Source organism: Sphingobium sp. TA15 (genome assembly GCF_037101235.1).
Lineage (GTDB): Bacteria > Pseudomonadota > Alphaproteobacteria > Sphingomonadales > Sphingomonadaceae > Sphingobium > Sphingobium indicum.
Map to the genome: position 1 here is coordinate 2,950,532 of NZ_AP025355.1, position 25,502 is coordinate 2,976,033.

The 25,502-nt window shown below is 66.1% G+C and carries 21 protein-coding genes and 1 tRNA gene; 6 read left to right on the forward strand and 16 right to left on the reverse strand.

The annotated features are described in order from the left end of the window. Positions 1–48: 48 nt before the first annotated feature. Complete coding sequence (locus Sj15T_RS14545) at positions 49–1,584, reverse strand: Fic family protein (RefSeq protein WP_253720673.1); 1,536 nt, start codon at positions 1,582–1,584, stop codon at positions 49–51. A 516-nt stretch (positions 1,585–2,100) separates the two neighbouring features. Then, positions 2,101–2,175: transfer RNA gene (locus Sj15T_RS14550), tRNA-Thr, on the reverse strand. A 114-nt stretch (positions 2,176–2,289) separates the two neighbouring features. On the opposite strand from Sj15T_RS14550, the gene Sj15T_RS14555 reads away from it, so the two are divergent. After that, positions 2,290–2,424: a hypothetical protein gene (locus Sj15T_RS14555; protein WP_257787142.1), complete on the forward strand. Its 135-nt coding sequence runs from the start codon at positions 2,290–2,292 to the stop codon at positions 2,422–2,424. 10 nt (positions 2,425–2,434) lie between these two features. Here Sj15T_RS14555 and Sj15T_RS14560 read toward each other — a convergent pair whose 3' ends face one another. Beyond that, on the reverse strand, positions 2,435–4,216 hold the full coding sequence (locus Sj15T_RS14560) for an aminopeptidase P family protein (RefSeq protein WP_013038804.1): 1,782 nt from the start codon (positions 4,214–4,216) through the stop codon (positions 2,435–2,437). Between the two features lie 93 nt (positions 4,217–4,309). On the opposite strand from Sj15T_RS14560, the gene Sj15T_RS14565 reads away from it, so the two are divergent. Next, positions 4,310–6,382: a S9 family peptidase gene (locus tag Sj15T_RS14565; protein ID WP_013038805.1), complete on the forward strand. Its 2,073-nt coding sequence runs from the start codon at positions 4,310–4,312 to the stop codon at positions 6,380–6,382. Between the two features lie 69 nt (positions 6,383–6,451). Next, a complete protein-coding gene (locus Sj15T_RS14570) occupies positions 6,452–6,850 on the forward strand; it encodes an acyl-CoA thioesterase (RefSeq protein WP_013038806.1) in 399 nt (132 codons plus the stop codon). A gap of 88 nt (positions 6,851–6,938) precedes the next feature. On the opposite strand, the gene Sj15T_RS14575 is transcribed toward Sj15T_RS14570, so the two are convergent. The 7 genes from Sj15T_RS14575 to crtY form a co-directional block, all read right to left on the reverse strand. After that, a complete protein-coding gene (locus tag Sj15T_RS14575) occupies positions 6,939–7,919 on the reverse strand; it encodes a TerC family protein (RefSeq protein WP_013038807.1) in 981 nt (326 codons plus the stop codon). A gap of 379 nt (positions 7,920–8,298) precedes the next feature. After that, positions 8,299–10,158, reverse strand: coding sequence for an ABC transporter ATP-binding protein/permease (locus Sj15T_RS14580; protein WP_013038808.1), 1,860 nt, complete (start codon positions 10,156–10,158; stop codon positions 8,299–8,301). A 155-nt stretch (positions 10,159–10,313) separates the two neighbouring features. After that, positions 10,314–11,153 (reverse strand): 2,3,4,5-tetrahydropyridine-2,6-dicarboxylate N-succinyltransferase, encoded by an 840-nt coding sequence (gene dapD, locus Sj15T_RS14585; protein ID WP_007685477.1) that lies wholly within the window; start codon positions 11,151–11,153, stop codon positions 10,314–10,316. Beyond that, positions 11,150–11,821 carry a pyrimidine 5'-nucleotidase gene (locus tag Sj15T_RS14590; protein ID WP_007685475.1) on the reverse strand — a complete coding sequence of 224 codons (672 nt, stop codon included), beginning with the start codon at positions 11,819–11,821 and terminating at the stop codon, positions 11,150–11,152. Before Sj15T_RS14590 ends, dapD begins: the two co-directional genes overlap by 4 nt. Before the next feature lie 229 nt (positions 11,822–12,050). Next, positions 12,051–12,632 carry a TIGR00730 family Rossman fold protein gene (locus Sj15T_RS14595; protein WP_013038809.1) on the reverse strand — a complete coding sequence of 194 codons (582 nt, stop codon included), beginning with the start codon at positions 12,630–12,632 and terminating at the stop codon, positions 12,051–12,053. Positions 12,633–12,641: 9 nt separating this feature from the next. Beyond that, a complete protein-coding gene (locus Sj15T_RS14600) occupies positions 12,642–14,123 on the reverse strand; it encodes a phytoene desaturase (RefSeq protein WP_007686867.1) in 1,482 nt (493 codons plus the stop codon). Positions 14,124–14,136: 13 nt separating this feature from the next. Next, on the reverse strand, positions 14,137–15,297 hold the full coding sequence (gene crtY, locus Sj15T_RS14605; RefSeq protein WP_013038810.1) for a lycopene beta-cyclase CrtY: 1,161 nt from the start codon (positions 15,295–15,297) through the stop codon (positions 14,137–14,139). Between the two features lie 222 nt (positions 15,298–15,519). On the opposite strand from crtY, the gene Sj15T_RS14610 reads away from it, so the two are divergent. Further along, positions 15,520–15,792, forward strand: a complete 273-nt coding sequence (locus Sj15T_RS14610) for a metal/formaldehyde-sensitive transcriptional repressor (protein ID WP_007686869.1) — start codon at positions 15,520–15,522, stop codon at positions 15,790–15,792. After that, a complete protein-coding gene (gene dmeF, locus Sj15T_RS14615; protein ID WP_013038812.1) occupies positions 15,789–16,775 on the forward strand; it encodes a CDF family Co(II)/Ni(II) efflux transporter DmeF in 987 nt (328 codons plus the stop codon). The genes Sj15T_RS14610 and dmeF overlap by 4 nt, the downstream gene beginning before the upstream one ends. A 194-nt stretch (positions 16,776–16,969) precedes the next feature. Here dmeF and Sj15T_RS14620 read toward each other — a convergent pair whose 3' ends face one another. The 4 genes from Sj15T_RS14620 to Sj15T_RS14635 form a co-directional block, all read right to left on the reverse strand. Then, positions 16,970–18,154: an NAD(P)/FAD-dependent oxidoreductase gene (locus Sj15T_RS14620; RefSeq protein WP_013038813.1), complete on the reverse strand. Its 1,185-nt coding sequence runs from the start codon at positions 18,152–18,154 to the stop codon at positions 16,970–16,972. Next, the gene (locus Sj15T_RS14625) at positions 18,154–18,582 is read right to left on the reverse strand and encodes a TIGR01244 family sulfur transferase (protein ID WP_007686872.1); all 429 of its coding nucleotides are present in this window, start codon (positions 18,580–18,582) and stop codon (positions 18,154–18,156) included. The genes Sj15T_RS14620 and Sj15T_RS14625 overlap by 1 nt, the downstream gene beginning before the upstream one ends. 368 nt (positions 18,583–18,950) lie before the next feature. Further along, on the reverse strand, positions 18,951–20,723 hold the full coding sequence (gene recQ, locus Sj15T_RS14630) for a DNA helicase RecQ (RefSeq protein ID WP_013038814.1): 1,773 nt from the start codon (positions 20,721–20,723) through the stop codon (positions 18,951–18,953). A 162-nt stretch (positions 20,724–20,885) separates the two neighbouring features. Beyond that, complete coding sequence (locus Sj15T_RS14635) at positions 20,886–21,200, reverse strand: hypothetical protein (RefSeq protein ID WP_013038815.1); 315 nt, start codon at positions 21,198–21,200, stop codon at positions 20,886–20,888. Between the two features lie 38 nt (positions 21,201–21,238). On the opposite strand from Sj15T_RS14635, the gene Sj15T_RS14640 reads away from it, so the two are divergent. Further along, positions 21,239–22,363, forward strand: coding sequence for a serine hydrolase (locus Sj15T_RS14640; protein ID WP_007683145.1), 1,125 nt, complete (start codon positions 21,239–21,241; stop codon positions 22,361–22,363). 192 nt (positions 22,364–22,555) lie between these two features. On the opposite strand, the gene Sj15T_RS14645 is transcribed toward Sj15T_RS14640, so the two are convergent. Beyond that, the gene (locus Sj15T_RS14645; protein WP_041386186.1) at positions 22,556–23,344 is read right to left on the reverse strand and encodes a PhzF family phenazine biosynthesis protein; all 789 of its coding nucleotides are present in this window, start codon (positions 23,342–23,344) and stop codon (positions 22,556–22,558) included. A 93-nt stretch (positions 23,345–23,437) separates the two neighbouring features. Then, complete coding sequence (locus Sj15T_RS14650; protein WP_013038817.1) at positions 23,438–25,216, reverse strand: SLC13 family permease; 1,779 nt, start codon at positions 25,214–25,216, stop codon at positions 23,438–23,440. Positions 25,217–25,502: the final 286 nt, after the last annotated feature.

A 25,502-nucleotide genomic window follows, 5' to 3' on the forward strand; every position in this document is an offset into this window, starting at 1 on the left:
AAGTTGACCGGCTACGGTCAACGACTCGGAAAATGCGGCATCAAAAGACTAAGGCTTGTGGGGATTTACTTTTTCAGGCCCAAACGCATCTGCGTAGACTGCCTCCACCTGTTCGACTTCGGCGGGGGTGAGCGCCTCGAATTCCCTCGATCGGGCAGGCTGCGACAGGCGTCCCTCATTCTGCTCCAGAAACTTCAGCAACAGTTCGACCTGGGCGGTGGGCATGTCGACGATCTGCTGCACCGCCTCGTTGAAGCTGTCGAAGGCTTCGAGGAAGCGAGCTTCGCGGGGCAGGTCCTCCTCGATGGTCTGCTGGACGCAGGCGTACAGGAATTCGACATGCGCGGTGGCGTCGAAAAATCGGTAGAAGTCGGCCGTGTCGTTCAGCACCCGCACATTGCCCTCCGGCGTCGGTTCCCATTCGATGAAGGGAAGCAGCGGTCCCGAATAGGAGGTGAGCGTGCCCTTGTACGCGTCGATCCGGCGCAGGATCACCGCGCTGATCGGGAACACCATGCCCGGCGGATTGAAGCGCGCGGACGCCAGGACGTGGTGAAAGAGCCAGCGATGCAGGCGGCCGTTTCCGTCGACATAGGGGTGGATGTAGACAAAGCCGAAAGCGAGCACGGCCGCCGCCGCGACCGGGTCCATGCCGCCGGCGACGGCTCGCGCCGAATAGGCGACCAGACCCTCCACGAGATCGCGCAGATCGCTTTCGCGGGCGCTGACATGGTCGGGCACGGGCAATCCCGTCTCCCGGTGGTGGACGCCGACGAACCCACCCTCTTCGCGAAGGCCCAGCCGGACGAAGCGTTGATCGCCGATGACGATGCGTTGCAGCCGGTCGAACTCCGCCAGGCTCAGCGGCCGCGATCCGGCTTCGGCGATCGCCTGTCCCCAGCGGGCGGCTCTCGTCCCCGAAGGCTTCTCCCCTTCGATGGCGAAGGAGGACTTCGAATCGTTGAGCAGCAGGAAGGCGGCGGCGCGGGCGACGAGGTCGGCGCGAATGCGCCCGACCACGGCGCGGGCGCGCTCGTCGAATGCCTGCGCCTCATAGGCGAGGATCGCGTCGGTCCTGCGCACCATCGGGCAATATCGCGGCGTGCCGGGCAGGTTGTTGGCGACGCGATGGCGCGGCGACGCAACGCCGTCCGCCAGCGCCAGTTGCAGCCTTGTATCGACGACCGGCACCAGGCGCACCTTGCCGGCATCCGGCACGTCCAGCCGGTCGCCGGTCATCCATTCGTAGAGAAACCAGATCCTGCGAGCGAAGCTGCCCGTCGGCGCATCGCGCACGATCCGGGCGAACGCAGCCGGCTCCTCGGCCCGGAAAAGCTGGGCAAGAATGGAAAGATCGATACCTTCATAGCGGAAAGCGAATGTCAGATGGCCGATCAGTGTCGCGTCGGGCATGTGCCGCGGCGTCATCATCTGCCATTCGGCGGTGGATCGAGGATGATGCCGCTCGGCGATCGCGGCCAGGCGGGCGGGCAGCGGCAGGCGAAGGCCATAGCGTTCGATCAGCGCCGCGTAGCCGGCGGGCGTTCCCGGCTCGGCAAGCGGCCGCCCGCGAAAGTCAGTCACTGGTTGCGAAAGCCATTCACTCATGATCAATCCCGCGAAGAACATTCACCTGGTCTAGGGTGTGTAGGGATTCAGTCCATGGCGGGCTGCAAATAGCGGCTTCCTGCGCTTCCGGTGCTCACGTACTGAAGTACGCTGCGCGCCGGTTCTCGAAATCCACTATTTTCGCCGCGCCCTGAACTGAATCCCTACACACCCTAGGCCGCCTTGCGAAAAGCGTTCACCCGTTGCGAATATCTATCACAGAAATTTCATAATGCGAATATCGTTCACCATTGCGCCATGAACCAGGCCGGCGCCGACGGTGGCGCGTAGAACCGGCCCGCCAGCGGTTCGACGCGTCCCGCGTGGATAGAAAGCGGCTACAGCGTGGGATGATTTCGGCATGCGGGCGAAGCTGGATGCAGCCGACGCCGACCTGCCCCCGCAGGATGGCGCGGGCAAGATCTGACGGTGGAACCGCGCCTGCCGCCATCGCATGCCGGCTGTCGAAATGGCTGATCTGCTGGGGAAAAATGGTGCTGCCGGCGAGGATTGAACTCGCGACCTCAGCCTTACCAAGGATGCGCTCTACCACTGAGCTACGGCAGCACTATTTCAGTTCCATCCGGCTTATCGCGCCGGCGGAGCCGGGCCTATGGCTGCCTCCTCGCGCCATGTCAAGGCGGCTTGCGGCGGAAGATGCAATTTGATTATGGGCGGGCCATGACAAACGGTCAGGACGAACGGAAAGAGCGCTTGGCACAGGCGTTGCGGGACAATCTGCGTCGCCGCAAGGCCCAGTCCCGCGAATCGCGCGACGCGGAAAACCCCCGGCGCCCGGACGACGCCAAGGGGTGATCCCGTTCCGCTACAGCGGGGCGCAGGCCGCCTTGAGCCAGTCGAGCGCCCCGCCCTCCAGTTGCGGCCCGACGATCTCCAGCACCCTGGCGTGATAGGCGTCCAGCCATGCGCGCTCCTCGCCCGTCAGCATCTCCGTCGCGATCGCGTTGCGGTCGATCGGCGCGAAGGTCAGCGTTTCGAAGCCCAGCATCTCCCGCTCCGCGCCCGGCACGTCGCGGGGTTCGACCAGCACCAGATTCTCAATGCGGATGCCATATTCGCCTGTCTTGTAATAACCCGGCTCGTTGGAAAGGATCATGCCCGGCTGGAGCGGCTCGTCCCCGCCGCCGAAGGTCGCGATCCGCTGCGGCCCCTCATGCACCGACAGGAAGCTGCCGACGCCATGGCCGGTGCCATGGGCGTAATCCAGCCCTTCGGCCCACAGGAACTGCCGCGCCAGCACGTCGAGCTGCCCGCCCCGCGTCCCCTTCGGGAATTGCGCGCGGCCCAGCGCGATATGCCCCTTCAGCACCAGGGTGAAGCGCCGCTTCATCTCCTCGCTCGGCGTGCCGATGGCGATGGTGCGCGTCACGTCGGTGGTGCCGTCGCGATATTGCCCGCCCGAATCGACCAGATAGAAGCTGCCCGTCTCTATGGGCCGGTTGGTCCTTTCCTCGACCCGGTAATGCACCACCGCGCCGTTCGGCCCCGCGCCGGAAATGGTGTCGAAGGACAGATCCTCCAGCAGCCCGGTCTCCTTGCGGAACGCCTCCAGCTTCGCCGCCGCGCCCAGTTCATCGACGCCGCCCTTGGGCGCCTCGGTCGCGATCCAGTGCAGGAACCGGCTGAGCGCCGCGCCGTCCCGTGCCTGCGCCGCCTTGTGCCCTGCGATCTCGACGGGGTTCTTCACCGCCTTGGGCAACACCGCCGGATCGCGCAGCGCCAATATGTTCGCGCCGCCCGCCTCCAGCGCTTCGAAGATGGCGGCCACCGCCCGCTCCGGATCGGCGACCACCGTTTTCCCTGCGAAATCCGCCAGCGCTCCGGCGAAATCGGCGCGGTCATGCACGCGCACCGCATTGCCCAGATGCTGCACCACCGCCTCGTCGATCTTCTCAGGCGCGACATAGAGGTCCGCCGTCGCGTCGGCATGGACGATGGCATAGGCCAGCGCCACCGGCGTCCGCTCCACATCCTTGCCCCGGATGTTGAAGGTCCAGGCCAGCGAATCCAGCGCCGACAGCACCGCCGCGTCGGCATGCTTCGCCACCAGCCAATCGGCCATGGCCTGCCGCTTCTCCGCCGCCGACTGACCGGCATAGCGGTCCTCATGCACCACCAGCTTGGCGTCGCTGGGCGCGGGGCGGTCCGGCCACACGGCGTCGACCGGATTGGTGTCGACCGCCACCAGTTCCGCGCCGCGCTCGGCCAGCGCCTCGCCCGCCGCCTTCACCCAGGCGCGCGTGTGCAGCCAGGGATCGTAACCGATGCGCCCGCCCGCCGGGACATGCTCGCCCAGCCAGGCCGCGACGGAGGTCTGCGGCACGCTCTCATATTGCCAGTGCGCCCCGTCCACCTGCTCCCGCACCTGCAGCGTATAGCGGCCGTCCACGAAGATCGCCGCTTCCTCCGGCAGCACCACCGCGCTGCCCGCCGACCCCTGAAATCCGGTCAGCCAGGCCAGCCGCTGCGCATAGGCGCCGACATATTCGCTCATATGCTCGTCGGTCAGCGGCACGACAAAGCCGTCCAGCGCCACGCGCACCAGTTGGGCGCGCAGGGCTTTCAGGCGATCTTCATAAGTGGACATCAAATTTCCCTTGGACTTGTCGGCCCTCTTGCGCAGGGCCTATGGCCGCCAACATAAGCAAAGCAGCATCGTTTCGCCAGATCAGGACATTGAATGACCGCATCCCCCAAAGCCCCCGTCGCCGCCCGCCGCCCGCACAGCTTCTCGCATCATGGGATCATGGTGGAGGATCCCTATGCCTGGCTGCGCGACCCCGGCTATCCGGAGGTGAAGGACGGGGAGGTGCTGTCCTATCTGGAGCAGGAGAACGCCTATTTCGAAGCGGCGATGCAGCCGCGCAAGCCGCTGACCGACAGGCTGTTTGCGGAGATGAAGGGCCGCATCAAGGAAGATGACAGTTCCGTCCCGCAGAAGGACGGCGACTATATCTACTGGCGCGCTTTCGAGGTCGGCGCGCAATATCGCAAATGGTATCGAAGGCCCGCCGCCGCCAAAGACGAGGGCGGCGAGGACCAGTTGATCCTGGACGAGCCCGCGCTGGCGGAGGGGCATGATTATTTCCGCCTCGGCGCGCTGTCGGTCAGCCCGGACGGCCGCTACCTTGCCTATGCCATCGACAATAATGGCTCCGAACGGTTCGAGGCGCGTATCAAGGACTTGTTCACCGGCGAGATCCTGCCCGAAATCATCCCCGACACCTTGTCGTCGCTGGTATGGACCAGCGACAGCAAGGGGCTGCTCTACGGCATCGCCAACGACCAGTGGCGCACCGACAATGCCCGGCTCCACTGGCTGGGCCAGCCGGTGGAAAGCGACGCCGAACTGTTCCATGAGGATGATGAGGGCTTCCGCGTCTCGGTCGGCCTCACCTCTTCGGAAAAATGGATCGTGATCGCGACCGGCGACCATGTGACCAGCGAGGTCTGGCTGCTCCCCGCCGACAATCCCGCCGCCCCGCCGCTGCTCGTCGCCCCGCGCAAGCCCGGCCGCGAATATGATGTCGATGAGCATGACGGCACGCTCTACATCCGCACCAACGACACCCACCCCAATTTCCGGCTGGTGAAGGCGCCGCTCGCCAGCCCCGGCGAGTGGGAAGAGGTCATCGCCCCGGACGCGTATTTCTACCTGACCGATTTCACGCTGTTCAAAGGCTTCTACGTCACGGAGGGGCGGCAGGACGGCCTGGACCAGATCGAACTGCGCGATTACGCCACGCACAGCCCCAAGCGCATTCCCTTTCCGGAGGCGAGCTATTCCGCCTCGCTGGACGACAATCCCGAATATGACGTGACGAAGCTGCGCATCGGCTATGAATCGATGGTCACGCCCGACACCATCTACGACTATCATCTCGCCACCGGCGATCTTGAAGTCCTGAAGGTGCAGGAAATCCCGTCCGGCTATGACGCGACCCGCTACGCCACGGAGCGGTTGATGATCCCGGCCCGCGACGGCACGCCGATCCCAGTGTCCATCGTCTATCCCAAGGACCTGCCCCGCGACGGCAGCGCGCCGCTGCACCTCTATGGCTATGGCGCCTATGGCATCGCGATGGAGCCGGGCTTTTCCACCAGCCGCCTGTCGCTGCTAGACCGGGGCTTCGCCTTCGCATTGGCGCATATCCGAGGCGGCGACGACCTCGGCCAGCAATGGTATCTGGACGGCAAGCTCGATAAGCGCACCAACACATTCACCGACTTCGTGGACGTGGCCAAGGGGCTGATCGAACGCGGCTACACGTCGAAGGGCCGGATCAGCATCTCCGGCGGATCGGCGGGCGGCGAGCTGATGGGCGCGGTCATCAACAGCGATCCCGACCTGTGGGGCGCGGTGGTGGCGCATGTGCCCTTCGTCGACGTGCTCAACACCATGCTGGACGAAACGCTGCCGCTGACGCCGGGCGAATGGCCCGAATGGGGCAATCCCATCAAGGACAGGGCGGCGTTCGAGACGATCCTGTCCTACGACCCCTACAGCAATGTGAGCGCGCAGCCCTATCCGCCGCTGATGGTGACGGCGGGGCTCAACGACCCCCGCGTCACCTATTGGGAACCGGCCAAATGGGTGGCGAAACTGCGCGCCACGAAGACGGACGACAATATCCTGCTGCTCAAGACCAATATGGGCGCGGGCCATGGCGGCAAGTCGGGCCGCTTCGAAAGCCTCCACGAAACGGCGGAGGAATTCGCCTTCATCCTCTGGCAGCTCAACATCGCGCAATAACTCCCCTCCCTTTCAGGGAGGGGCGGGGGTGGGTGCGAGCGAAGCGAGCCCAAAAGGAAAGCCAGGAATATGTCCTCCACCTACGCCACCCAGTTCACCGCCGGTCCCGAACATATCGACATGCTCGGCCATGTGAACAACGCCGTCTGGGTCCAGTGGATGGAGCAGGTCGCGACCGAACATTGGGCGCGCGACGCCGCGCCGGATCATCTCGACGCCTATGCCTGGGTCGTGATCCGGCATGAGATCGACTATCGCGGCAATGTGAAGCAGGGCGAAACCGTGTCCGCCCGCACCTGGATTCCGCAGGGGCCGCGCGGCGCCCGCTTCGACCGGCACATGGAATTCACCGGACCCGACGGCAAGGTGAAGGTGTCGGCCAAGTCCACCTGGGCGATCATCGACCTGAAGACGGGCCGCATCCTCCGGGTGCCCCCGGACGTCGCGGCCCGCTTCTTCGAAGGCTAGAGCGTTTTCGCAATGAGCGAAAACGCTCTTGTCCTTTGATGTCGCATTTTCCGAGCCGTTGACCGTGAACGGTCAACTTGAAAATGCCCTAGGCGAGCTTTTCCTCGCCCCGCGTCTTCCACAGCGACCAGCCCACCCCCACGCCGATCAGCGCGAAGGTCACGCCAAGGCTGATGACGGGCGGGAATTTGCCCCCGTCCATCACGAAGTCCGCCACGAATATCTTGGCGCCGATGAACACCAATATCGCGGCCAGCGCATATTTCAGATAGTGGAAGCGATGCACCATCGCCGCCAGCGCGAAATAGAGCGCGCGCAGGCCCAATATCGCCATCACGTTCGACGTGTAGACGATGAACATGTCGGTCGTGATCGCGAAGATGGCGGGCACGCTGTCCACCGCGAACACCAGGTCCGCGAAGTTGATCACCACCAGCGCCAGCAGCAGGGGCGTCGCCGCCATGACGACCTTGCCGGTCTTCGGATCGGTCATGCGCGCCAGGAAATGCTCGCCATGCTGCTCCGGCGTCACTCGCATATGCTTCGAAATGAAGCGGATCAGCGGATTTTTGCCGACATCCATCGGCTCGTCGCCCGCGAACATCATCCTGATGCCGGTAAAGATCAGGAAGGCGGCGAACAGGTACAGCACCCAATAGGCCTGGTGCAGCAGCATCGCCCCGCCCGCGATCATCAGGCCGCGCAGCACGATCACGCCGATAATGCCCCACAGCAGCGCCCGATACTGATATTTCGCCGGAATCGCGAAATAGGTGAAGATCAGGCTGATGACGAAGACATTGTCGATGGACAGCGCCTTTTCGATGAAGAAGCCGGTGAAATACTGCATCCCCGGCTCCGGCCCGCGCACGAACCAGACCCAGGCGCCGAAAGCGCAGGCGATGCCGATGTAGAAGATGGAGAGCTTCAGGCTCTCCCTGATGCCGATCTCCTTGTTCTCCTTGTGCAGGAAACCCAGGTCGAAGGCGGTCAGCGCGACGACGATGGAGAAAAAGGCGAGCCAGAACCATGCGGGCGTCCCCAGCCAGTCGGCGAAAAGAAATTCCATGGGATATGCTCCTCTTGATCAACGACAAAGGTCGATCGGAGAAATCCGGTGCCAGCCATGGGGGAGGGGATAAGCCAGACCGCCATGCGCATCGGATAGTCCGATGCGGTCCGACATCACGCGCTGAAAAAAGCGCGCCAGAGGGGCCCGGTCCGCGAGGCTGAGGATAGGATATAAGGCCGCAAAAATCAATCGGGCTGGGTAGAGGCACGGGTTTTGGTCAGTAGCGGACATTAATGCTTCCCCTCCCCTTCAGGGGAGGGGATTGAGGGGTGGGGGCGTGCCCCACGGGAAAACCTGCCTGTAACGGCACGCCCCCACCCCAACCCCTCCCCTGAAGGGGAGGGGCTTAATGACGGCTTCCCACCCGAACCAACCGTCACCCCCTGCCGCCCGGCACGTCCACCACTTCGAAAATATCCTCGATCCCCGGCTCGACCGGCATGTCGTCCCGCTCGGTCGCCTGTCGCGCCCACATGGCGGCGTACAGCCCGTCCGCCCGCACCAGATCGCCATGCCGCCCGCGCTCGACGATGCGCCCCTTCTCCATGACGATGATCTCGTCCGCGTCGACCACGGTGGACAGCCGGTGCGCCACCACCAGCGTCGTGCGCCTGCGCGATATGGTGCGCAGCACGTCCTGGATTTCCGTCTCCGTCCGGCTGTCGAGCGCGCTGGTCGCCTCGTCCAGCACCAGCACCGGCGGGTCTTTCAGCAGCGTCCGGGCAATCGCCACCCGCTGCTTCTCGCCGCCGGACAGCTTCAACCCGCGCTCGCCCACCCGCGTGTCATAGCCCTGCGGCAGGCCCATGATGAAGTCGTGGATGGACGCCGCTCTGGCCGCCGCCTCGATCTCTTCCTGCGTCGCGCCTTCGCGGCCATAGCCGATATTATAGCCGACCGTGTCGTTGAACAGCACCATGTCCTGCGGCACGATGCCGATGGTGGAGCGCAGGGATTGCTGCGTCACCGCCGATATGTCCTGCCCGTCGACGCTGATCCGCCCGCCCTGAATGTCGTAGAATCGGAACAGCAGCCGGGCGATGGTCGACTTGCCCGCGCCCGAAGGCCCGACGATGGCCAGCGTCCTGCCCGCCGGAACGGTGAAGCTGACGCCATGCAATATCTCCCGTTCCGGATCGTAACCGAAATGCACATGATCGAAGCGCACCTCGCCCGCCTCCACATGCAGCATCGGCGCGCCCGGTGCGTCGCTGATCTCCGCCTGCGTGTCGATCAGCCTGTACATCGCCTCCATATCGATCAGCCCCTGCCGGATCGTCCGATAGACCATCCCCAGCAGGTCGAGCGGCCGGAAAAGCTGGCTCAGCAGCGTGTTCACCAGCACCACGTCGCCGGTCGAGAACTGCCCCCGGCTCCACCCCCAGACGGTATAGCCCATCGCCCCCGCCATCATCAGGTTGGTGATCAGCGACTGGCCGATATTCAGCCAGGCGAGCGAATTTTCCGACTTCACCGCCGCATTGGCATAGCGCCGCATCGCCTTGGCATAGCGGGCCGCTTCGCGCTCCTCCGCGCCGAAATATTTGACCGTCTCGAAATTCAGCAGGCTGTCGACCGCATGGGCGACCGCGTTGGTGTCCATGTCCACCATGTCGCGGCGGAGCTGGTTGCGCCATTCGGTGATCGTCCGGGTGAACCAGATGTAGAGCGCCACCATGACCAGCGTCGCCGCCACCAGTCCGGGACCGAACTTCACGAAGAAGATGACGCAGACCGCCGCCAGTTCCAGCACCGTCGGCGCGATGTTGAACAGCAGGAAATAGAGCATGGTGTCGATGCTCTTGGTGCCGCGCTCCACGATCTTGGTGACGGCCCCGGTGCGCCGGTCGAGATGGAAGCGCAGCGACAGCCGGTGCAGGTGGACGAACACGTCGTCGGCCAGCCGCCGCCCGGCCTCCTGCCCGACCCGCTCGAAAATGGCGTTGCGCAGATTGTCGAACAGCACGCCGCCAAAGCGCGCCCCCGCATAGGCGACGACCAGCGCGATGGCGAGGCCCGCGCCGGATTCCATGCCCGGCGCCATGCGGTCGATCGCGCCCTTATAGGCGAAGGGCATGGCCAGGCTGACGGCCTTCGCCACCAGCACCAGCGCCATGGCGACGGCGACGCGCCGCCGCAGCGCGGGGGCGTCGGCCGGCCAGAGATAAGGAAAGAAACGCCGCATCGTCGCCCAGACGGGCGGAAGGGGGCTATTGTCGGGCGTGGATGGCGGCATGGGGATTATGTAAGGCGAGCTTGCGCCAAATGCCACTTATAAGCCCCTCCCCTTCAGGGGAGGGGTTGGGGTGGGGGGTCTCCCCAAGCGCTGAGGGTGGAGGCGCGCCCCCACCCCCTGCCCCTCCCCTGAAGGGGAGGGGAGTGAGGCAGCCTTCAATCCCGCAACAATTCATTGATCCCGGTCTTCGACCGCGTCTGCGCGTCCACCCGCTTCACGATCACCGCGCAATAGAGGCTCGGCCCGGGCGTGCCGTCGGGCAGCGGCTTGCCGGGCAGCGACCCCGGCACCACCACTGAATAGGGCGGCACTTCGCCCATGAACACTTCTCCGGTGGCGCGGTCGACGATCTTGGTCGACTGGCCGATGAACACGCCCATCGACAGCACCGATCCCTTGCCGACGCGCACGCCCTCCACCACTTCGGACCGGGCGCCGATGAAGCAGTCATCCTCGATGATCACCGGATCGGCCTGCAACGGCTCCAGCACGCCGCCGATGCCGACGCCGCCCGACAGATGGACATTCTTGCCGATCTGCGCGCAGCTACCCACCGTCACCCAGGTGTCGACCATCGTGCCCTCGTCCACGAACGCGCCGATATTCACGAAGCTGGGCATCAGGATCACATTCTTCGCGATATGCGCCCCGGCGCGGGCGAACGACCCCGGCACGGCGCGGAAACCGGCGGCGCGGAAGGCGGCCTCGTCCCAACCGGCGAACTTGCTCGGCACCTTGTCCCACCAATGGCCCGCGCCCGGCCCATTGTCGATCATGACATTGTCGTTCAGGCGGAAGGACAGCAGCACCGCCTTCTTGGCCCACTGATTGACCCGCCAGCCTTCTGCCGTCGGCTCCGCCACGCGCAGTTCGCCGCTGTCCAGCATCGCCAGCGCCTTGTCCACCGCCTGACGCACGGCCCCCTGCGTCGACAGGCTCACATTGGCCCGGTCCTCCCAGGCGGCGTCGATGGTCGCGATCAGTTCGTTGCTCATGGCTGCTCCCCAAAAATATCCGCCAGGAACGGCGTCAGATGGTCGGTTTCGAAATCGATGAAGTCGGGATGATGCCCGTGGTCGCCCGCTTCGGAGCCGTTATTGACCCAGATGGTGGTCATGCCGATGGCCTTGGCCGGCTTCAGGTTGCGCGCCATATCCTCGAAAAAGGCGGCGCGGGCGGGATCGACATGGTGCACCCGGCACAGTTCCGCATAGCCCGACGGATCGGGTTTCGGAATATATTGGCAGGCGTGGATGTCGTGGATCAACTCGAACGCGCCGCTCAGGCCCAGCCGGTCCAGCACCCGCGTGGCGTAGGCGGCATCGCCATTGGTAAAGATCAGCCGCCGCCCCGGCAGCGCCGCGATATGGGCGTTGAGCGCCTCGTCCACCTCCAGCCGGTCCATGGATATGTCGTGGACATAGTCGAGGAAGGCGCGCGGCTCGATGCCATGATGGTGCATCAGGCCGGACAGGGTCGTGCCATGCTCCAGGAAATAGCGCTTCTGCGTCTGCTTCGCGACCACCGGATCGCAACCGAGCAGGCCCTGGATGAACTCGCCCATCTTCACGTCGATCAGCGCGAACAGGTCCGCCTTCGCCGGGTAGAGCGTATTGTCCAGATCGAAGATCCAGGTGTCGACATGGGCAAGGTCGCGACGCATGGCCGCGCCCTAGTCCGCTGGGACGGGGAGGGCAAGGGCCATGGCCCTCAAGCAACGTGCTCCTGCGAAGGCAGGAGCCCAGTCCAGACGGTCGTGCATTGATCAGACGGCGGAACCAGGCCGCTTGGACAAATTCGAAAATGTCGGCAATTGGCCATTTGCCGACATTCCGGATCGTCTACGCGGCCCAGCCATTGTTCGACTCCGCTCGAAACGAGCGAGGTCTTGATCAGAGCCGATCCGCCTTCATCGCGAAGACGGTTTCGTGGGGCTGATAGGCCGCCATCCTGTCGAGCAAGGCTTCGACGGCGTTGGCGTGGATCAGGATATTGGCGTGCTGGGCGCGGATGAAGCCTGCCTCCACCATATGCTGGTTGAAGGCGATAAGCTGGTCGTAGAAGCCCGCGACATTGAGCAGGCCCACCGGCTTTTGGTGATAACCAAGCTGCGCCCAACTGATCGCTTCCCACAATTCGTCCATCGTGCCGACGCCGCCAGGCAGGGTGACGAAGCCGTCGGACAGGTCGGTGAAAAGCTGCTTGCGCTGGTGCATGGTCTGGACGACGCGCAGTTCGGTGCAGCCGCGATGGGCGACTTCGGCGCCGACCAGCGCTTCGGGGATGACCCCGATCACTTCGCCGCCCGCCTCCAGCGCCGCATCCGCCACCGCGCCCATCAGGCCCAGGCGACCGCCGCCATAGACGACGCCGATGCCGCGCCGCGCCAGGACGCGCCCGACATGGCGGGCGGCGTCGACATAGGCGGGGTCGGCCGGGGTGGCCGAGCCGCAATAGACTGCCAGTCTCTTCATATGTCCTCTTTACGCCAGATCTTCCAGCATCAGCGCGGCGGTCGCCTTGGCGCTGCCGACCACGCCGGGGATGCCCGCGCCGGGATGGGTGCCCGCCCCGACCAGATAGAGGTTGGGAATGACATCGTCGCGATTATGGGCGCGGAACCAGGCGCTTTGGGTGAGCAGCGGTTCCAGGCTGAAGGCGCTGCCCAGATGCGCCGACAGGTCGCGGCGGAAATCGGGCGGGGCATAATGGAATTGGGTGACGATGCGCGAACGGATGTCAGGGATCAGGCGATGCTGGATCTCGTCCAATATGCGTTCGGCATAGGCAGGCGCGAACCTGTCCCAGTCGATCGGCAGCTTGCCCAGATGCGGCACCGGGGCGAGCGCGTAGAAGGTCGAATGGCCGTCCGGCGCCATCGACGGATCGGTGACGGTCGGGTGGTGCAGGTAGAGCGAGAAATCCTGCGGCAGCACGCCATGATCGTAAATGTCGGTCAGCAGACCCTCATAGCGCGGGCCGAACAGGATCATATGATGCGGTATGCCCGGCCAGCTTCCCCTGATGCCGAAATGCAGCACGAACAGGCTGGGCGACCAGCGCTTCCGGGCGAGCTTTTCCGCCTGTTTCTGGCCACGCGGATGATGGCCGATCAGGTCGCGATAGCTGTGCATCAGATCGGCGTTGGAGGCGACGGCATCCGCCTCCCCCCGCCAGCCCGAAGCGGTGCGGACGGCGACGGCGCGGTCGCCATAGGTTTCGATCTGCACCACCGGATCGGCGAGGCGCAGCGTGCCGCCCAGCCGCTCGAAATGGGTCGCCATCGCCTGGACGAGGCGGTTGGTGCCGCCCTTCGCGAACCAGACGCCGCCGTCCTTCTCCAGCTTGTGAATCAGGGCGTAGATGGAGCTGGTCTGCATCGGATTGCCGCCGACCAGCAGCGTGTGGAAGGAGAGCGCCTGGCGCAGCTTCTCATTCTTCACATGGGAGGAGACGACCGAATAGACGGAGCGCCACGCCTGATGCTTCATCAGCGCGGGGGCGGCGCGGACCATGGAGGCGAAGTCGAGGAAGGCGACCGAGCCGAGCTTGCGATATCCCTCTTCATAGACGCCGCCCGCATAGTCGAGGAAGCTCTCATAGCCCGCGACATCTTCGGGATTGAGCCTGGCGATCTGGGCGCGGAGGGCAGTTTCGTCGTTGGAATAGTCGAAATTGGTGCCGTCGCGCCAGTTGAGCCGGTAGAAGGGGGAGACGGGGACCAGGCTGACATCCTCCGCCATGTCGTGGCCGGACAGGCGCCACAACTCGCCCAGGCAGTCGGGGTCGGTGATGACGGTCGGCCCGGCGTCGAAGACGAAGCCGTCCTTTTCCCACATATAGGCGCGCCCGCCCGGCCGGTCCCGCGCCTCGACCAGCGTGGTGTCGATTCCGGCGGATTGCAGGCGGATGGCGAGCGCGAGGCCGCCAAAGCCCGCGCCGATGACGATCGCTTTCCGGTTCATCGGGTTCGCTTCATCAGGCGGGAGGGCTCATCAATGCACGCATGGCGTCCCTTATGGGCACCGGCGGCCGCCCGCACAAGATGCGGATGCGATCCCGAAGCGTCGAGCGGCCCGCATAGAAGCGGCCGATCAAGGGGGGGCTGAGCCGATAGAAACGTTCGAAGATGCGCCAGCGCTGCGCGGGGCGGGCTGCGCCGAACAGCATGCGGCCGAGCAGCCGGTAATAGCGCCCCTGCCGCCAATGGAGGGCGGCCCATTCCCGCGTCGCATGCGCCAGCAGCCGTCCCTCCATCGGCCATTCGTCCGCCAGCCATTGGGCGAAGCGCACGGCGTCGGGCAGGGAATAGCCGGTCATGGGCTGGAACATCGCCGCCCTCACGCCGATCCGCGCCACCGGGTCATGCTGCGGCCAGAAAAGGTCGAAATCGCCGCCATGGACGACGGGGAGGACGCCGCTTTCGCCATGGACAACCGCCTCGACCTGCCAGCCCTGCGCATTGGCATAGGCGGCGATGCGGCCCTCCAGCGCGGGGATGTAGAGGTCCGGGTTGTCGCTGTAATAGGTGTCCTCGACAAAGATGGTCCGGTCGTCGCGGGGGAGCAGGTAGACGAAGCGGTAGCCGTCATATTGCTCGACCGTGGCGTCCATAATGACCGGGCGGGTCAGGCCGTGAGGGGCAGTCAGGCGCAGGGTCTGGCCGACGAATTTCTGCCAGCCGCAGCGCAGGGCGGAAAGGTCGCCCCCTCCCCTGGCGTCCAGCACGGCTCCGGCGCGGATGGTGCGGCCATCGGACAAGGTGACGGTGGTGGGCGTCAGTTCGACGGCCTGCGCGCCGGTCAGGACGGCATCGCCCAGCACTTCCCGGACATGGGCGTCGAGGCGAGTCGATGTGATGCTGTTATAGGGCACGGCCAGTTGGCGGCTGTGGCCGGGGAAGCGGACCTCATAGCCTTCGGGCCAGCGATGGGCGACCAGCGGCTCGACCAGCCAGCGGTCGCCCGCATCCACGTCGCTGTCGAAGAAGGACCAGATATGGTTGCCGCCGAGCGTGTCGCCGCTTTCCAGCAGCCGGATGGAGACATGGGGATGGCGCATGGCGAAGGCGAGCGCGGTCAGGCTGCCCGCCAGGCCGCCGCCCACTATCGCCAGATCGCAATCGGTCATGGTCGCCATCGCACCCCTTGTTCGGAAATCCGGCCGAAGCCGGATTTGCCGCACCGGCCCACTCCCCACCCTGCCACCCAACGGCAGTATTCTATGGGTGGCCGGGTGGGGGAGTGGGCCGGTGCGGCGCCGAAAATGTACATATGCGCATTTTCCAAACAGACTCTTAGGGGCTTCGCGAGGAAATGCACGGATTGATTTTCCGCTGCATATAGTATAGGGGGGTATCCTATGCATATCGTGGCGGATCGGGACAAGCTGTTGGCGCGGGTGCGGCGCATAGCCGGGCAGATCGGCGCGGTCGAACGGCAATTGGCGGGTGATGCAGGCTGTTCGGAAACGCTGCAACTGGTCGCCTCCGTCCGGGGAGCCGTGGGCAGCCTGATGGAGGAGCTGATCGACCAGCATATGCGCGAACATGTCGCCCGGCCGGGCATCAGCGACGCAGCGCGACAGGCCGCGGCGGAGGAGATGCTGGCGCTGATCCGGCGCTACGGGAAATGAGCATGCATGACGATCACGACCATGGCCATCATCCCGAGGAGCATGATCATGCCCGTGCCATGCCCGCGACCGGCGCGGACGATGGGGAGGAGAGCCATTATTTCGACCATATCTATCTGAGCCGGGGGCATGACGAGAATGCCCGCAAGACGATGTGGGTCGTGTGGCTGACGGCGGCGACCATGGTGGTGGAGATCGTCTTCGGCTGGCTGAGCGGGTCGATGGCGCTGCTGGCCGATGGCTTCCACATGGCGACCCATGCGGGCGCGCTGGCGGTGGCGGCGGCTGCCTATGGCTATGCGCGGCGGCATGCGCGCAATCCGCGCTATACTTTCGGGACCGGCAAGGTGGGGGATCTGTCCGGCTTCGCCTCCGCGCTGATCCTGGCCTTCACGGCGCTGTTCATCGCCGTCGAATCGGCGATGCGCCTGTTCGACCCGGTGCAGGTGGCTTTCGGCGAAGCGACGCTGGTGGCGGTGATCGGCCTGGTCATCAACCTGATCAGCGCCCTGCTGCTGGGGCATGACCATAGCCATGATCACGGGCATCACGGCCATGCCCATGATCATAAGCAGGGCCATGCCGACAATAATCTGCGCGCCGCCTATATGCATGTGCTGACCGACGCGCTGACGTCCGTGTTGGCCATCACGGCGCTGCTGGCGGGGCGCTATATGGGTTGGTGGTGGCTGGACCCGGCCGTGGGCCTGCTGGGCGCGGCGGTGATCGCGCGCTGGGCCTGGGGGCTGATGAAGGATACCGCCGCGATCCTGCTCGACACCGCCGAACCGGCGCTGACGGCGCGGATCAAGGGACTGGTGGAGGCGGAGGGGGCGACCATCCGCGACCTGCATGTCTGGCGCATCGGGCCGCATGCCCATGCCGCCATCGTCAGCCTGGCCCCCGGCGCGGACGCCGCCGCCGTGCGCCGCCAGGTCCGCGCCCTGCCGCGCATGGAGCATGTGACGGTGGAGTGCGGGTAGCCGGGTTTCGGAGATGCATGCGGGAACGTCCAGACAGGGCGAGGCATGCGCGAGAAAATTCTCCGTAGCATCTTGAAACGTAAATAGGCCTTCCTATTTCCCTTTTGTCCCGGCTCTCCCCCCCCCCTCCCGCCGGGACATCCCTCTTTGTGGCCCCGGCGTTCCCTTGCGCCGGGGCTGCTTTTTTGGAGGGATCAAAGAAACTGGGCCGCTACCCAGCCGCTCGCCCACGCCCATTGGAAATTATAGCCGCCCAGCCAGCCGGTGACGTCGACCGCTTCGCCTATGGCGTAGAGGCCGGGAAGGTGGCGCGCCTCCATCGTCTGCGAGGATAGCCCGACGGTCGAGATGCCGCCGATGGTGACTTCCGCCTTGGCGAAGCCTTCGGTGCCATTGGGGGTGAAGGACCAGGCCGAGAGGCGGCGTTCGGCATCCTGCAACTTGCGGTCCGGGATATTGCCGAGATCGCCGGGCAGCGCGAGCCGTTCGGCCAGCGCGTCGGCCAGACGGTCGGGCAGGTGGCCGCGCAGGCTCTGCGTCAGCGTGGCGCGGGGCTTGCCGCGCTTCGCCTCCGTAAGCCAGCCCGGCGCCTGGTCGGGCAGGAAGTCGAGGGCGATGGCGTCCCCATGCCGCCAATAGGAGGAAATCTGCAAGATCGCCGGGCCGGACAGGCCGCGATGGGTGAGCAAGGCGGCTTCGCGGAAGGCGGCCTTGCCATGGCAGGCGACGACCTCGGTCGAGACGCCGGAGAGGGAGCGGAACAACAGGTCTTCGCCGCCGAGCGTCAGGGGGACGAGCGCGGGGCGGGGTTCGACCACCTTCAGGCCGAACTGGCGGGCGAGATCGTAGGCGAAGGCGGTCGCGCCGATCTTCGGGATGGAGGGGCCGCCCGTGGCGATGACCAGCGCGGGGGCGGTGGCGGTCCTGCCGCCATGGGTGACGCTGTAGCGGCCATCGGCATGGGTGACGGCGGTGATGGCGTGGCCGAGGCGGATCGCGACGCCGCCTGCCTCGCATTCGGCGAGCAGCATGGCGACGATCTGGCGGGCGCTCTGGTCGCAGAAAAGCTGGCCCAGCGTCTTTTCATGCCAGGCGATGCCGTGGCGTTCGACAAGGGCGAGGAAATCCTGCGGCGTGTAGCGGCCCAGCGCCGATTTGGCGAAATGGGGATTGGCCGACAGATAGCGGTCGGGCGCGGTGTGGATATTGGTGAAATTGCAGCGGCCGCCGCCGGAGATCAGGATTTTCTTCCCCGGCTGGTCGGCATGGTCGATGACCAGCACGCGCCTGTCCCGCTGGCCCGCCATGGCCGCGCACATGAGGCCGGCGCCGCCAGCGCCCAGGACGATGGCGTCATAGGTTTCCGGTGCTGCGGACATCAACCGGCGGCGAGCGCGTCCATGATCTGGCGGACGGGCGCGACGTCATATCCGGCCGAGGCGGCCTGCTCGGCCAGCGCCGCCGGGTGATCGCCTGCGCGGGCGCGGGTCAGCGCCCAGAGCAATGTGCTGCGCGTGCCGGAGCGGCAATAGGCGAGGATCTTGCCCTCGCCCGCCTGTTCCAGCGCGGCGGCCATGCCGTCGAGTTGCCAGGGGGAGAAGCCGCCATGGGCCACGGGCACGGCGGCATAGGCGATGCCGGCGGCCTTGGCGGCGGCTTCGATCTCCGCGCCGTTGGTCTGGCCCGGTTCCTCGTCGTCGGGGCGGTTGTTGATGATGACGGTGACGCCCAGCGCCTTGGCCTCCGCTACCTGATCGACGCTGATCTGCGGGGAGACGTAGAGGCTTTTGGTAAGCTGGCGGAACATGGGCGGACTCCTTTGCGGGTCTCCTTGCGCTTGTGGGCGGCGGGATTCAAGGGGGTTGGCCAAAGAGCAATGTGCTCCTGCGAAGGCAGGAGCCTAATTCAGACGTCAGCAACAGGCCGCGTGGACAAATTCGGAATGTCGGGAAATGGCCATGAGCGGACATCATTTACCGTCACCCCGGACTTGATCCGGGGTCCCGCTTTCTTTCTGAGTCCGCGCCCAGCCCAAGGCAGCGGGACCCCGGGTCAAGCCCGGGGTGACGAATAGGGGAATGGCCCCTCTCCACCCAAATCCCTCAGTCAGGCGAATCTTGAATTTGTCCACGCGGCCTAGGCTCCTGCCTCCGCAGGAGCGCGTTGCTCTCAAGCTTAAAGATAAGGACGGATCGCCGCCAGAAACGCGTCGCCATAAGCATCCAGCTTGCGCTGCCCTACCCCGCTGATGTGGCCGAGTTCGGTGAGGCTGGTCGGGCGCTGCTCCGCCATTTCGCGCAGGGTCGAATCATGGAAGATGACATAGGGCGGCACCCCAGCCTCCTGCGCCAGTTCGCGGCGGCAGACGCGCAGCGCGTCGAACAGCGGATCGCCCACGGGATTTTCGGCGCTGCCGTTGCGGGCGCTCTTGCGGCGGCGTTCCTTGCGGGGCGGCAGGACCAGGCTGACCTCTTCCTCGCCGCGCAGGATCGGGCGGGCATTGGGGCCGAATTCCAGCCCGCCATGTTCGTTGGTCTGGAGCGCGTCGCGGACCAGCAAGGCGCGGGATACGGGGCGCAGCAGCGCCGTCTCCTCCCCGTCGACGATGCCGTAGACCGAAATCTTGTCATGGCCGCGCTCGCGAATCTTATCGGTGACGGCGCCGGTCAGCACCTGCTCGATATGGCCGACGCCGAAGCTCTGGCCGGTGCGGTAGACGGCGGACAGGAATTTGCGGGCGGTCTGGGTCGCGTCGATGCTGGGCGGCGGGTTCAGGCAATTGTCGCAATTGCCGCAGGTGGGCGACGGATTTTCCCCGAAATGGCGGAGCAATATGGCGCGGCGGCAGGTGCCGGTCTCCACCAGCCCGCCCAGCGCGGTGATGCGGGCGCGCTCGCCCTGCTGGCGCAGGGGGTCGAGTTCGCCGATGCGCTGGCGGGCGCGGGCGAAATCGTCGGCGCCCCAGAAGAGATGGGCTTCGGCGGGTTCGCCGTCGCGGCCTGCGCGGCCCGATTCCTGATAATAGCCCTCGATCGACTTGGGCAGCGCCGCATGGGCGACGAAGCGGACGTCGGGCTTGTCGATGCCCATGCCGAAGGCGATGGTGGCGACCATCACCATATCCTCGCTGGCGATGAAGGCGGCCTGGTTGGCGGCGCGGGTGCGCGGGTCCAGCCCCGCATGATAGGCGCGGGTCGGGCGGCCGGTCTTGCCGAGGGTTTCCGCCAGCTTCTCGGTCGCGGCGCGGGTGGGAGCGTAGACGATGCCGGGGCCGGTCTGGCCAGCGATCAGGTCGGAAAGCTGGCGGGCCAGGCCATCGCGGGGATGGACGGCGTAGCGGATGTTCGGACGGTCGAAACCAGCGATGATCAGGCCTTCGCGGGGAATGCCGAGCTGGACGAGGATGTCATCGCGGGTATGATGGTCTGCGGTGGCGGTCAGCGCGAGGCGGGGAACGTCCGGAAATTCGTCCAGCAGCGGGCGCAGCAGGCGATAGTCCGGGCGGAAATCATGGCCCCATTCGGAAACGCAATGCGCCTCGTCAATCGCGAAGAGGGCGATCTTCGCGGCGCGCAGGAGGGTGCGGAACGCCTCCCCGCTGGCGCGCTCCGGGGCGACGTAGAGCAGGTCGAGATCGCCGTTGCGCAGCCGGTCCTGCGTCTCCCGCCAGTCGGCATCGACGCTGGTGAGGCTGGCGGCGCGGATACCGACCGCCTGGGCGGCGCGAAGCTGGTCGTGCATTAGCGCGATCAGCGGGGAGACGACGACGCAGCAGCCGTCCAGCGCCACGGCGGGAAGCTGGTAGCAGAGCGACTTGCCCGCGCCGGTCGGCATGATCGCCAGCGTCGGCTGCCCCGCCATGATGCGGCCGACCACCTGTTCCTGCACGCCCCGAAAGGCGGGGAAACCGAAAATATCGTGGAGCAGGGTCGGGATGTCGGGACGCATGGGGAGGGGCTGTAGCGATTTGAGGGCGGTGGGGCCAGCTTCCCGCTATCGTCATCCCAGCGAAAGCGGGGATCTCAGGCGATAGGGCACTGCCTGGCGGCACGAAATCCCAGCTTTCGCCGGGATGACGGATGGGCGACTCATGGGATGTCGGATGGGGCCTCAAGGGTCCAGCAGGCAGCCCCAGCCCTTGCGATAGCGCGCCGTGCGGGAGGCGAGCAGCGGAACCGCCGCGTTGACCGATTGCGATTCGGGCAAGTCCTTCAGCGACACGGCCCACATGCCGGGTTCCTTGTCGCCCTTGCAGCTTTCCATCGACCGCCCTTCCACATAGCGGCAGGAGCAGGTTACGCGCGCGCCGAAGCCCGCGCCGACCTGCGCCTGGGCACGCAGGGCGCTCCAGTTCCAGGCCAGCAGCGCCAGCGGCAGCAGCACCGCCGCCAAAGCTCCGTAAATCCATTTCCGGCGACCGGACATGCTCCCCTTTCCCGCGCACCATGCTAAGGCGGCGGCTTATGAGGCTTGAGCGGAACAGCGTAAAGCGCCTTGGCGCGTTGGGCGGGATTTTGGCGGTGCTGGCGGTGGCCGGGCTGTGGACCGTGCGCGCCGCCGCCGGGCCGGAGCCGGTCTATCATGTCGCGGGCGATTCGGACGCGGACGCGGCGACGCTGAGGGCAGCGATCGACCCGCTGTTCGACGATGCGGTGGGCGAAACGCGAGCGCTGGTCATCATGCACGACGGAGAGATCGTGGCGGAGCGCTATGCGCCCGGCTATGGGCCGCGGACGAAGCTGCCGTCCTGGTCCGCGGCCAAGAGCGTGACGGCGGTGCTGATCGGGCTGATGGTGTCGGACGGGCGGCTGGCGCTCGATTCGCCGGTGCCGGTGGCGGCCTGGGGCCAGCCGGGCGATCCCAGGGGGCGCATCACCCTGCGCCAGTTGCTGGCCATGACGTCCGGCCTGGACCATGTCGAGGATGCCGAACCGCTGGCGGAGGCCGACACGATAAGGATGCTGTTCACCGACGGCGCGCAGGACATGGGCGCCTTTGCGGAGGCAAAGCCGCTGGCCCATGCGCCGGGCGCCGCCTTTTCCTATTCGACCGGCAACAGCGTCATCCTGGCCGACCTGATGGCGCGGATGCTGACCAACAGCACCGATCCCGACGTGCGGCGGCGGGCGATGCAGATGTTCATCGACGGCCGGCTGAAGATCCCGGCGCGGCTCGACAGCCTGACCGTGGAATATGATGCGGCAGGGACGATGATCGGCGGCAGCTTCATGCATATGACGGCGCGGGACTATGCCCGTTTCGGGGAATTGCTGCGCAACCATGGGCGCGGCGCGGCGGGGCACCAGATCGTGCCGGAAAAATGGATCGACCATATGCGCGAGCCTTCGCCCCGCAATGCCGCCTATGGGGCGCATCTGTGGCTGAACCGGGACAGCGAGGACAGCGCGCTGATGCCGGGACGGGCGCCGCGCAGCCTGTTCGGCTGCGTCGGCCATGGCGGGCAATATATACTGGTTTCGCCCTCGCAGCGCCTGACGGTCGTGCGGCTGGGCATGTCGCCCCGCAAGGAGGAGCGCGCCGCGCTGAAGGCGGAACTGGCGAAGCTCGTCGGGCTTTATGCGCGGTGAGGGGTGGAGAGCACGCTTCTCCTATTCCTCCCCATCGGGAGATGGGGAGGGGGTCCAGCCGCAGGCTGGTGGAGGGGAATGGGGCACGACCTCCCAATTACCCCTCCACCATCGGCTGCGCCGACGTCGAAGAGAGTCACGTGCCTCTCTTCGACCCTCCCCACGCTGCGCGCGGGGAGGATTGAAGGTCACTTAAAGCAGGAAATTGCCTTCGATCACCGTGCGGCAGGCGCCGGTCAGGATCACCCTGTCGCCGGAAAGCCGGCACGACAGGCGCCCGCCGCGCCGCGATGCCTGAAAGGCCGTGAGCGCGGCCTTGTCCAGCCGTTTCGCCCAATAAGGGGTGAGCAGGCAATGGGCGGAGCCGGTGACGGGATCTTCGTCTATGCCCGCGCCGGGGACGAAGACGCGGCTGACGATGTCGCTGTCATCGCCGGGCGCGGTGGCGATCAGCAGGATGGGACCGGCCTTCTTCAACGTCGCGAAGTCCGGTTCCAGCGCACGGATCGCGGCCGCGTCGCGATAAAGGAAGATCGCATAGCCCCCTTCGCGCCATTGGGTTTCCAGGATGTCCCCGCCCATGGCCTCGGCCAGTTCGGGCAAGGGCGTGGGTCCGGTAGGCCAGGCGGGAAGGGAGAGGGCATAGCCGTCGCGGTCGCGCGACACGCTGAGGATGCCCGCCTGCCGCGTGCGGAAGCGGACGGCGGTGCGCCCGCCCATCAGCACATGGCCGCTCGCCAGCGTGGCATGGCCGCAGAGCTTGACCTCCACGGCCGGCGTGAACCAGCGCAGCGCATAGTCCGCCTCCGGATCGTCGGGGGTGGGCACGGTGAAGGCGGTTTCGGAGAGGTTGTTTTCCGCCGCTATCGCCTGAAGCGTCGCATCGTCCAGCCATTGGCCGAGCGGCATGACCGCGGCCGGATTGCCGGTGAAGGGCGCGTCGGCGAAGGCGTCGACCTGGATGATGGGCAGGCTGGTCACGGGCAATCCTTTGATCTGCCGATCATCATGGCGATGCGCCCGGCGCCGGGACAGGGCCGGTCGGCCGAAAATGGCTTGGCGCGGCCCAGGGCCTCATCCCAGCAGGACGAGCGCGGTGCAGACCGCCAGCCCGACGACGAGGTTGAGCGGAATCCCGATCCGCACGAAATCGGAAAAGCGATAATCGCCCGCCGCATAGACCAGCGCATTGGTCTGATAGCCGATCGGCGTGGCGAAGCAGGCCGACGCGCCGATCATCAGCGCGATCACAAGCGGGCGCGGATCGGCGCCTAACTGATGGGCGAGCGCGATGGTGAGCGGCGTGAGGAGCGCCGCGACCGCATTGTTGCTGAGCAGTTCGGACAGGAGCAGCGCGAAGAAATAGATGAGGAACACCAGCGACCATGCGGGCGCGGCGGCGAGCAACGGATCGATCCAGCCGACCATCAGCGCGACGCTGCCCGCCTGTTCGAGCGCCAGTCCCACCGCAAGCATCGCGAAGATGAGGATCAGCACGTCGCCGTCGATCGCGGCCCATGCCTCCTCCGGATCGATGCAGCGGGTGACGAGGATCACGCCCACCGCGATGAAGGCGGCCAGCCCGATGCCGATGACGTCGATGGCCGAAAGCAGCACCACCGCCGTCAGGGCGAGAATGGCGATCCACGCCTTTCGCGGGCGGAAGGCGCGGGCGCGGCTGATGTCGACGCCGATCAGATGGGCATTGTCCTTGAGCGAGCGGATGCTGTCGTCGCTGCCCGCGATCAGCAGGCGGTCCGCGCCGCGCACGCGGGTTTCGCTGAGGTCGGGTCCGGGCAGGTGGCGCGCCCGGTGAATGCCGATGATCCGCACCCGCAGCGCGTGGAGGAAGGGAATGTCGATCAGCCGTTCCCCGATGGACGGATGGCTGGGCGCGATCATCGCTTCGATGACGGTGCCGCCGCCGGGAGTTTCCGACGCCGCGGCCAGGCCGATTTCGAAGTCGCCGGATTCGCGCAGGGTCATGATCGTCGCGCCGTCGGCATGGACCAGCAGGTGGTCGCCGGCGTGCAGTTCCTCTTCCTCTATCCCCCGGCGCCGTATCTCCCCCGCCCGCTTGAGGCCGAGCAGGCTGGCGGAGCGGCCGAAGATCGACAGGGAGCCGACGGTGCGACCGATCAGGTCGCTGTCCCGCGACAGGATGAGTTCGGTCAGATAATCCTGCACATTGCCGCCATCCTCCCCCGCGATGGAGGGCGGATCGCTGGGCAGCAGGAAGGACAGGCCGGCCAGCGCGGCGATGCCGGCCGCGACCCCGGCCAACCCATAGGGCGTGATGTCGAATATGCCGAAGGGCGCCATGCCCTGGTCGGCGGCGATGCCCGCGACGATCAGGTTGGTCGATGTGCCGATCAGCGTCACGCAACCGCCCATCACCGCGACGGCGTTCATCGGGATCAGCAGTTTCTTGACCGGATAGCCGGTCGCCTGCGCCAGCTTGAACATGATCGGGATCAGCAGGATCACGACCGGCGTGTTGTTGAGGAAGGCCGAAAGGACGACCGTGCCGAGCGTGACTTCGGCCAGCGCCAGGCGGGGGTGTCGCTGGGCGCGGGCCATGACCAGGTCGGCGACGCGGTTGATCGTCCCCGTGCGGATCAGCGCGCCGGAAAGCACGAACATCGCCCCGACCGTCAGCGGCGCGCTGTTGGAGAAGACGGAGAACAGATCCTTTTCGTCGAGCAGGCCCAGCAGCGCGAAGGCGCAGGCCCCGACCACCGACACGACAGTGGGCGAATAGCGTTCGCGCACGAAGGCGACGAACATCAGGGCGAGGATGACAAGCCCGATCTCCGCGCGATAGATGCCGATCAGCGCGGTGATGAAATGCATGCGTCTTGTGCCCCGGATCGCGTTTTCGCGTCCTGCTTCAACGAAATGGGCCAGCCATGGTTGCATGGCTGGCCCGTGTTCGCGGCTGAAGGGGACGTTTTGACCGTCAATCCATGCGGGGCATGGTGACGCTCCCCAGGCTTACGCGCTGCCGCTCGCCCTCCCGCGGGCGATCCGTGACGGCGATGGTATCGCAGATTGGGTGAGTCGTCTCGCCGGAATCGCGCCTTTGCCGGAATTATGGCTCGATTCGGCGCGTTGTGGGGGGTGGCGAGCAGGATTCTCC